General features: G+C 32.0%; 7 protein-coding genes. 2 read left to right on the top strand and 5 right to left on the bottom strand.

Annotated elements, in window-relative coordinates:
- Both E7Z79_RS08900 and E7Z79_RS08895 read left to right on the top strand, forming a co-directional pair.
- Nucleotides 1–1,602 (top strand): peptidoglycan-binding protein (locus tag E7Z79_RS08900; protein ID WP_303739595.1); only part of this gene is annotated, 1,602 nt, incomplete at its 5' end.
- 332 nt (nt 1,603–1,934) lie between these two features.
- Nucleotides 1,935–3,170: an ATP-binding protein gene (locus tag E7Z79_RS08895; RefSeq protein WP_303723560.1), complete on the top strand. Its 1,236-nt coding sequence runs from the start codon at nt 1,935–1,937 to the stop codon at nt 3,168–3,170.
- 27 nt (nt 3,171–3,197) lie between these two features.
- On the opposite strand, the gene E7Z79_RS08890 is transcribed toward E7Z79_RS08895, so the two are convergent.
- From E7Z79_RS08890 to E7Z79_RS08870, 5 genes are all read right to left on the bottom strand, one after another.
- Complete coding sequence (locus E7Z79_RS08890; protein ID WP_303723559.1) at nt 3,198–3,422, bottom strand: hypothetical protein; 225 nt, start codon at nt 3,420–3,422, stop codon at nt 3,198–3,200.
- A gap of 388 nt (nt 3,423–3,810) precedes the next feature.
- Nucleotides 3,811–4,335 carry a hypothetical protein gene (locus E7Z79_RS08885; RefSeq protein WP_303739594.1) on the bottom strand — a complete coding sequence of 175 codons (525 nt, stop codon included), beginning with the start codon at nt 4,333–4,335 and terminating at the stop codon, nt 3,811–3,813.
- Between the two features lie 48 nt (nt 4,336–4,383).
- Nucleotides 4,384–4,911: a hypothetical protein gene (locus E7Z79_RS08880; protein ID WP_303723558.1), complete on the bottom strand. Its 528-nt coding sequence runs from the start codon at nt 4,909–4,911 to the stop codon at nt 4,384–4,386.
- A 265-nt stretch (nt 4,912–5,176) separates the two neighbouring features.
- Nucleotides 5,177–5,341, bottom strand: coding sequence for a hypothetical protein (locus E7Z79_RS08875; protein ID WP_287411234.1), 165 nt, complete (start codon nt 5,339–5,341; stop codon nt 5,177–5,179).
- 466 nt (nt 5,342–5,807) lie between these two features.
- Entirely contained in the window at nt 5,808–6,089 is a 282-nt protein-coding gene (locus E7Z79_RS08870) for a hypothetical protein (protein WP_303723557.1), read from the bottom strand.
- Between the last annotated feature and the right edge of the window lie 46 nt (nt 6,090–6,135).

Raw genomic sequence — 6,135 nt, 5'->3', positions numbered from 1 at the left:
TATACTGAAGCTGAAAAAACAATCTCAAACAACACTAAATTCAATGTGAATGTCACCTCTCAGACAACAACTAATAAGACTGTTAACATCACTGCAAAATCCAATATTTACAGTGAGCTTATGCCAGATAAATTACTATTTATCTTACCAAACGGCACTCAAATCGAGGCAACCTATGGCACTAATGGTACCTGGTGGGCAGTGCATAAATTTGATGCTTATGGTGATTATCAGGTCAATGCAACATATGTTGGATTGGATAATGTAACAATTACAAATGCAACAATCGGTATTTCTAAAACTCCAACTGAAATCACAATTGTAAATGAAACTGTCGAATTGCTTGTAGGGGATTCCATTGGTACTGGTGCTGCATTAACTCCTGCAGATGTGGGTGAGTTAACTTTCACTTCAAACAACATTACTGTTGCTAAAGTTGAAGATGGAAAAATCGTAGCTGTTGGTGAAGGCTCCGCAATCATTACAGTCAGTTTTGCCGGTAATGATGATTATGCAGCAGCTGAAAACAAAACAATAAATGTTAAAGTAATCAAATACGATTCCAAAGTCACAATCGAACCAATTAACAATACCATATATCCAAACAACGTTACAATCAAATACACTATTGAAAACAAAACCAACGTAACAGTAACAATTGATGGAGTATCCGATGATAAAATAATCATCACAAATGACACTATTACTGTTATTGGCCTCGACGCTGGCGAATACACAATAACAATACTCAACAACGAAAGCAGAATATACCATCAATCAAACGACACAAAAACATTCACTGTAAACAAACAGGCAACCAGCATTACCGGTGCTGATGTGTCCACAACATACAACATCAACAAAGAGTTGGTAATCACTTTAAAAGACAGCAACGGCAATCCGTTAACTGGTGCTAGCGTAACTGTTGACTTGAACGGTGCTAAAACCTACACCACAGACAAAAATGGTCAGATCAAGGTATCAACCAATGGACTTGCTCCTAAAACATACACTGCAAAAATAACATTCAACGGCAACACTAACTATGACAAGTCAACCAAGGATGTTAAAGTCACTGTCAAAAAGGCCACTCCTAAACTTACCGCCAAAAAGAAAACCTTTAAAACCAGTGTCAAAACCAAAAAATACACTATTACCTTAAAGGACAATACCGGCAAGGCAATCAAGAAGGCCAAAGTCACCCTGAAAGTCAAAGGAAAGACTTATAAGGCCACTACCAACAGTAAAGGTAAAGCGGTCTTCAAGATTAAAAATCTCAAAAAGAAAGGAACCTTCAAGGCAACAATAACCTATAAAGGAAACAAGTACTACAACAAAATAACTAAAAAAGCCAATATCAAAGTTATTGTCACCTTCAAGACTGTTTCCAAAGGAAGCAAGGACAAATCAACTGTTAAGGAAATCCAAAGGGCCTTAAAAGACCATGGATACTACCTCTCATACAAAGGACACTACCTTAAGGTTGACGGCAAGTTCCAAAGCTGCACCGAGAGATCCGTCAAGGAGTTCCAGCATGACAAAGGTCTTAAAGTGACCGGTAAAGTTGATGAAAAGACAGCCAAAAAGCTCGGTTTAATTTAAATCTAATGTGGATGCAATTGCATCTGCACTTTTTTCTTTTTTTGCATTTTTCATTTAATCATTTTTTAATAGGTACTCCTTTTTTTTTAGTTTTTAAAGTCAAATCAATATGTGTATAAATATCAGTTGTATCTTGTAAGCTAAGTGCAGAATTGGCGAAAGTATTATATGTCTTTTTCTATTAATATATAATTAGATAATTTTTCTTTTATAGGAGGAATTTTTTTTAATTTATGAAAATTTTTCTTTTATAGGAAGAATTTTTTTATATATTTTAAAAATTTTCTTTTATAAAATGTATTTTTTATTAAAATATAAAGGGGTGAAATTTCATGATGAATAAATTAATCAAACGTTACGATTATGTTGATAACTTAAAGGATTATGTTAACTCTGATTTTGTTAAGGTATACATTGGAATTAGAAGGTCTGGTAAGACTAGTTTAATGTATAATATTATTGATGAAATCAAATCAATGGGAGTAAAAGAAGAAAATATAATATTCATTTCCTTTGAATCACGAGAATATGCTCATATAGATAGTTGCGAACAATTAGATGAAGTTGTTTACAGCAAAACAGATAATCTTGAGGGAAAAGTATATCTGTTTTTTGATGAGATCCAACAGGTTAAAGGATGGGAAAAATCCATCAACAGTTATAGGGTTTCAATCGATTCAGACATTTATATCACAGGTTCAAATTCAAAATTGTTGTCCGGTGAACTTGCAACACTCTTGACCGGAAGATATCTCACAATCAATGTTTATCCATTCTCATTCAAGGAATTCCTGCAGTATAAAAATGAAATAGAGGGAATGGAATTAACAAAAGACACAATAAGTGAGCTGTATGATGATTACTTTAACTTTGGAGGCATGCCAGGTATACTGTCACTGGGCAGTGATGAATTTAAAAAATTGGCCCTGAAAGACATTTATAATTCCATATTATTTGAAGATGTGGTTTCTCGATTTAAGATAAACAACATTGACTTGCTGCAACGCTTTGTAAGATATATGATTAGCAGTACTGGTGAAATATTTTCATCCAAAAGCATAAAGAACTACTTGAAAAGCAATAACATCTATACTTCTCAGGACACATTGCTTAAATACAATCAATATTTAAACCAGTCATTTTTCATTTCCAAATGTAAATGCTTTGAGCTTAAAGGAAGAAAAGAAATGAAAATACTTGGAAAGTACTACTTGACAGATCATGGATTTCACCATGCACTAATAGAAGACAACATGTTGAAGGTTACTAAAATTCTTGAAAACATTGTTTATGTGGAGCTTTTGAGAAGAGGATACAAAATCAATATCGGGAGACATCCCGACAATACTGAAGTGGACTTTGTATGTGAGAAATCAGGTAAATACAAGTATATTCAAGTTTCTTATAGGTTAACAAGTGAAAAGACACTAAATCGTGAAATCACACCATTATTGAGAATTTCTGATAAATTTGAATCAATATTGATAACAACTGAAAATCATGACTTTTCAAAAGAGGGTGTTAAACATATTAACATAATTGATTTTCTATGCGGGGATGAAGTATAATAGTATCGCCTGTAAATATATTCAAGTTTAAATGTTTGGTGCTGCGCTTTCAATGTGAGGGGCATCGCCAAATGAATTGGAGTATCCCGGCACATGACTCACGTCACCTGATCCACTAACATACAATCCGTCTACCTTCTCGGTTGTGTCATGGTGTGGGGCGTCTCCGGCTTCTCCTGCATAGACTCCTGCAAATGCGATTGAAACAACCAATACAAATATTAAGCCTTGAATCAATATTGCTTTGTTCATTTTAACTTGCCCCTTTTAATTTTTTTAAGTTTTTTACAAACTCTACTTTATAGTTTAAAGAGGCCCATATATAAAGGTTTTCGACTGCAAGTGCTCACTTGCATCTTAAAATTACTTATAACTGATTATTATCAGTTTAAATTATGAAATAAGTTATTTAAGATTAATTTTTAAAAAATAATTCATTTTCATTGAATATTTTTGCAGAAATTATTCAAAAGGATGAACACTAATTGTTAATAATAAAAAAAGAAGAGGATAATTATTCAATGTTGTCCTCAAAATTAACATTGTTTGCAACATGAATATCTATCCCTAAGTTGTTTTAATTTGAACTACCCCACATTTTTTAAATCGGTTGTTAAAATATTCTTTTCTCAAATTGTTTTCATTTAAATTTTACCGAATTTCCCATTTCTTTTAACAAATCCAAATTCATATTGGTGTCTGTTAGAACAATCAATTTGTTATTTGATTCTTTACATACTACATACACATCATGATCATTTGGGTGTGCTGTAAAAATATGTAAGTCTCCCTCTTGTCTTTCATTTTCAGGAATGCAAATTTCAGCAATAGAATTAATTTGAGCACTTAACACCTCCCTGTAATCAGAAAATCCGTCGTCTTTATAATCAAAATAATGAATTGAAATATTTCCATCGCTCCAAGAAGGATGTGATCCTTCAGGACTATCATCAGACAGGAAGTTCATTGCATTTTCACTGTCATCGCCATCATACCTATTCATTGAACTGGATTCTTTGAATGTTGAATCTACTGGAACTTTCATTGTAAAATTTTCAAAATCTTGTTCAGAAAGTTCAGGCACATCAGATAAAAAATCGAAGAATCCTGCATTAACAGCACTCATTGATAGGACAATCATTGTTAAAGCCAATGAAGTTACCAAAATTTTTTTAATATTCATTTTTCCCCCCATATATTACTGACATTTAATTTAACTAAAGTTAATCTCGAAGTTTTCTTCGCTGATTATCAGTTTTCCAGAAGTAATTGAACCTTTACTTGAATCTGAAACAGCATTGTTAAACTTATTTGCTGGTTGATTTTTAACATGTACATTTAAAACATTGTTTTCCAAACTCAACTCACTAAAAAGATCATTAATACTTATATTATCATTGTTTGAACTTACATCTGAAATAATCGATGTATCTTCAGGAACAACAGCAATATCAATGGTTTTATTTTCATCAATTGCATTTTGAAGTTTATTCAATTGATCTTCTGAAGCATTTAATTCAATTTTAATATCACAATCGAAATATGCCAAATCTTCATGATTTCCTGTGGTTACTTCGGTTGATGGAACAACCCTGAAATCATATGAGGAAGATTGGATATTACCATCAATTATTCCAGAATCATTTCCTGAAAAATCGAAAAGTCCAGCATTAACAGCACTTACTAATGAAACAGTCATTATTAAAGCTAAAAAAATGACTAAAATCTTTCTAATATTCATTTTTCACCATCCTTAATATAAAAAATTTTTTAATACATGAATTTGATTGACTTTTCCTAAGAAATAATAAAGTCTCCAATTATGTCTTTATTGTTTGTTAAAATTCCAACAGACTTGTTGTCTTTTGCATAATAGAAAAAATAATTACCACTTTTCTCAAAGTGATGCAGATATCCATTAACACCATTTAATGTCATTGAATCATCATTTTCGTTTTCCCCTTTGATTTGTACATAAATATATTTATAAATTTAAATTATGGAATTTATCCTGCCCATTCACCAACGCCATCCCAACATGCTTCAAGATTTCTACCATTAACTCCTCTCATTGTAGCCATCCTATGTGCTTTAAGCATAAGACCCATCCCTCCAGCATCATATAATTTCTGTCCAATATTACGTAAAGGTTGAGACTCAGGAGAACGCATTATAAAACCACCAGGGTTACGGCTATATATCCTTACAATTTCATCCACACTTTCTTTCAATACTTTTTCTTTACTCGGCTTAAAAAAATCAAATAAACCCATAATATCACCTTTAACTATTTTTATCCTTAATATCGAAATTTTATCAAAGGATATATATGTACATATATAATAACTTTAATTTAAGTGAAATAAAGGAATTTATTTAGTTTTAAACTTTAACACCCCCATCACCAATTCAAAACCTAATTTCTAGAACGCTTTCATATATATCCAAGTGCAAAATCAAAAACCCAAAACTGAAAACTTCTCCGTTAATGTCAATCCCATCAATTTAAATCAAAACAAAAACTTCAGTTATTGTTTTCTAATGGCAATCGGTTTATATAATACTTTGTTAATGTTTACCCATTTTTAATAACAAGGCAAAAAATAGTGTTATGGCTTAAGCTATTGAAAATTGGTGTTATAAGTTATTGTGAATTTTTAAACCGATTTCGGTCAGTTTGTAGAGTCTTCCGGTTTCATCTTCTTCATTAACGCAAACAAGTATTTCTTTATCTTTTAAATCTCCAAGTATCCTTGAAACAAGACTGAATCGTGCATCCATCTCTTCAACTATTTCAGTTGGTGTTTTCATTGAAGTTGCAATGATCCTGATTACGTATAAAACGAATGTTTTTGTCTCAAATATACGTTGGATTTCAATTGGCTGTGCGTAAAATAATAGGGAGGAAGGAGGGTTCAAGTCAGCCCTCCGTAAACATCATTCATAGGTATGTAGCGGGATGGTG

It is taken from the genome of Methanobrevibacter thaueri (genome assembly GCF_015062905.1).
In the GTDB taxonomy this organism is placed as follows: domain Archaea; phylum Methanobacteriota; class Methanobacteria; order Methanobacteriales; family Methanobacteriaceae; genus Methanocatella; species Methanocatella thaueri_A.
This window is presented reverse-complemented; position numbering and strand designations above follow the sequence as displayed.

Bases quoted from the DNA above. Each gene is read 5' to 3' on its own strand.
- E7Z79_RS08890 (WP_303723559.1), bottom strand. From the start codon at position 3,422: ATGAACAAAGCAATATTGATTCAAGGCTTAATATTTGTATTGGTTGTT.
- E7Z79_RS08895 (WP_303723560.1), top strand. From the start codon at position 1,935: ATGATGAATAAATTAATCAAACGTTACGATTATGTTGATAACTTAAAG.
- E7Z79_RS08880 (WP_303723558.1), bottom strand. From the start codon at position 4,911: ATGAATATTAGAAAGATTTTAGTCATTTTTTTAGCTTTAATAATGACT.
- E7Z79_RS08875 (WP_287411234.1), bottom strand. From the start codon at position 5,341: ATGCGTTCTCCTGAGTCTCAACCTTTACGTAATATTGGACAGAAATTA.